The sequence below is a fragment of the Deltaproteobacteria bacterium genome, from assembly GCA_005879795.1.
Taxonomy (GTDB): Bacteria; Desulfobacterota; Binatia; order DP-6; family DP-6; genus DP-6.
In genome coordinates this window covers 1-2,544 of record VBKJ01000280.1, presented here as the reverse complement: position 1 = coordinate 2,544, position 2,544 = coordinate 1, and the positions used below count along the sequence as shown (strand labels likewise).

4 protein-coding genes are annotated in these 2,544 nt (G+C 67.1%); 2 read left to right on the top strand and 2 right to left on the bottom strand.

Annotated elements, in window-relative coordinates; all coding sequences use genetic code 11:
• The coding region (locus E6J59_20080) for an AAA family ATPase (GenBank protein TMB15283.1) at window positions 1–196 on the top strand (196 nt) is incomplete at its 5' end.
• Between the two features lie 19 nt (window positions 197–215).
• Window positions 216–632, top strand: coding sequence for a hypothetical protein (locus E6J59_20075; GenBank protein ID TMB15282.1), 417 nt, complete (start codon window positions 216–218; stop codon window positions 630–632).
• 774 nt (window positions 633–1,406) lie between these two features.
• Here E6J59_20075 and E6J59_20070 read toward each other — a convergent pair.
• On the bottom strand, window positions 1,407–1,811 hold the full coding sequence (locus E6J59_20070; protein TMB15281.1) for a TonB family protein: 405 nt from the start codon (window positions 1,809–1,811) through the stop codon (window positions 1,407–1,409).
• Between the two features lie 93 nt (window positions 1,812–1,904).
• The coding region (locus E6J59_20065; GenBank protein TMB15280.1) for a tetratricopeptide repeat protein at window positions 1,905–2,544 on the bottom strand (640 nt) is incomplete at its 5' end.

The following is a 2,544-nucleotide window of genomic DNA, read 5'->3' as shown; positions in this document are numbered from 1 at the left end:
GTATTTGATCCTCGGGGCCAAGGCGCGGGCGGCGCTCGACGGTCGGCCGATGCCGGACGAGGACGATCTGCGCGCGGTCGCCCCCACCGTGCTCACCCACCGGCTCGTGATCAATTTCGCGGCGGAGGCGGCGGGGCGGAGCGCGCCGGACCTCGTGGGCGAGCTGCTTGTGACGCGGGGCTGGGTGCAGGGGTAGACGGTACGGAGGGACTCCCATGAACAAGGTCGTGCTTGCCGGCCTCGCCCTGATCCTCGTCCGCGACTGTGATATCGGGGGCCCACGCTTCCACGGGCAAATCAAAGGCACGTGGGGCGGCGACAACGCTGGCTTGATGGCATTCGACACGACCGCCCACGTTCATATCGGCTGTACCGCGGGTGATACGAAGCAGGCGATCGTGGCCGACGAGCAGGGCCGGTTCGACACACCGGGCCGCTACAACATCACCCTCTATCCGGTGGCGCGCGGTCCCGACCATCCCGCGCGGTTCACCGGCTCGACCGACGGGCACGTGATGACGCTTACCGTGACGCTCACGGATACGGCGGTCACGCTCGGGCCGGTGCAGCTCGAGCTCGGCAAAGAGCCGCAGATGGGGCCGTGCCCGATCTGCCGGAAGCCGGGACGGTGAGTATCGCAGGGCGTTGTCTCGCAATCGCGGTCACGTCCTTCTTGAGCGCTCTGGCGGCATGCGGCGGACTCCACGACATCGTGGACCGTTGGCCGACGTTCACGGTCGGAGGACAGGTCACCACGGCGACGGGAGCGCCGGTCGTGGGTGCCGACGTTCGTGTCATCAGCTGGTGGAGCCCCAGGACGTGCTCGGACTCGATCGCGTTCACACTTGGATCAGACACCACGGACCGCGTCGGGAGCTACGAGACGCGCCTTGGCTCTCTCACCAGTACGTTTAGCGGATGCGTACGAGTCGAAACGGGGACGGTCAGGCGAGACACCCTTGTGAGCGACGTGCAGCCGGACACCCGAATCGACGTGAATCTACAGGTGCCGTAGCCCACCGCTTAGCCGCCCCCAGCACGCATGAGTCCGCGTGATTCCGAGGATAGCCTACTGGTATCGCTCAGGGCGGACACGTGAGGTGAATGTCGGCGCTCACCTGACAGGGAAACGCAAGTCCACGCAGCCTGAAGTCGACCGGCATCTGCACGATTGACCGTACCGGCCGACCCTTGCGACGGGCCGGTCGAAACCGCGCCAACGCGAGATACTGCGAGACCGGCATGGAACCCGGGATCGGGCGTCATCACGAACTGAATCGATCCCGGCTCGATTCGGCCCAGCGTGTCGAGAATCGCCTGGACCAACACGCGCCCCTGGATGCGATTGCGTCGCAAGTCCTCCGGGTAGTCAAGCCGAGGGCCGAAAAGCAGGGCGGGCTTCTGGGTCAGTGAGTCGTCCTCGTCCTAGATCGGCGCCGGCGCAGTCTCTTGAAGCGGGTGCCCGCCACGACGGCGCGTGCCGGCCCGTTGAGCGCCGTGTCCGGGGTGGACACGACACGCACGGACCCGGAGTCGGGGCGACCCTTGGCGTCGAGCACCACGCTCACGCGCACGGTGCCACCGATGCCGCTGCGCCTCAGGCTGTCGGGATACCCCATGGGCGGCTGGCGCAGGACCATCGGCGCCACCGTGAGCTGATCCTCGGCGTAGATGTGTTGGGTGTCGGCCGCCTGCGCCGACGCGGGGCGACGGATAGCAGCAACCCGACGAGCGAAGGAACAGCGCTCACCGGCACGAACCTGCGCCCGAAGCGCTCCTGCCGTCAAGTTTGCTACGAGAGCGTATTTCATTTCACGGTTCCTTGGGGATCAACTCCCACCGGCCGTACACCGTGACGGACACCGGGACCGAGGGCTGGACCAAGCCTCTACGCTCCTGAGCGGTTACTCGATGCCGACTTTCCTCATGAGCGCGCTAAAGCGCGGATCTGAGCGGAGGGGGTCGAAGAAGGGTGCTGGGGTGACGAGCACGAGCCATTCGGCGCGCTCCTCGTAGGCCGCCTGCAGCGAGCGCAGCGCTTGCTCGTTGTTCCCCAGACCCAGGTGGACAAGTGCGATGGCGAAAGCTGTGTTGCCGGGCGGGCGGCGCTCGAGCGCCGTCAGGATACGCTGCGCCTCGGCGCGCTCGCCGGCGCGCCCGGCTACGTACCCGAAGATCCCCGCGAAGTTGGGCGCGTCGCCAGCCAGAGCCGCCATCTTTCGAGCCTCCGCCAGCGCCTCGGCGTAGCTCCCCTTCCCGGCGAGCGGTAAGGCGAGGAGCATGTGCGCGTGGGCGGAGCCAGGCTCGAGGTCGAGCGACTTCTGCTGCACGACGATCGCTTCATCGTATCGTCGGGCGACATACAGGGCCCAGGGGAGCCCTGTGGCGACGTCCGGATTCAGCGGATCGAGCTCGTGGGCGCGCCTGGCCTCGGCGAGCGCCTCGTCCAATCGTCCGTGCGCCGCCAGGCAGTTCGCGTAGAAATAGTGGGCATTGGCAACGCTGGGATTCAACTCAATGGCCCGCCGCAATTCGCGCTCTGCT

Bases quoted from the DNA above. Each gene is read 5' to 3' on its own strand.
- E6J59_20070 (TMB15281.1), bottom strand. From the start codon at position 1,811: ATGAAATACGCTCTCGTAGCAAACTTGACGGCAGGAGCGCTTCGGGCG.
- E6J59_20075 (TMB15282.1), top strand. From the start codon at position 216: ATGAACAAGGTCGTGCTTGCCGGCCTCGCCCTGATCCTCGTCCGCGAC.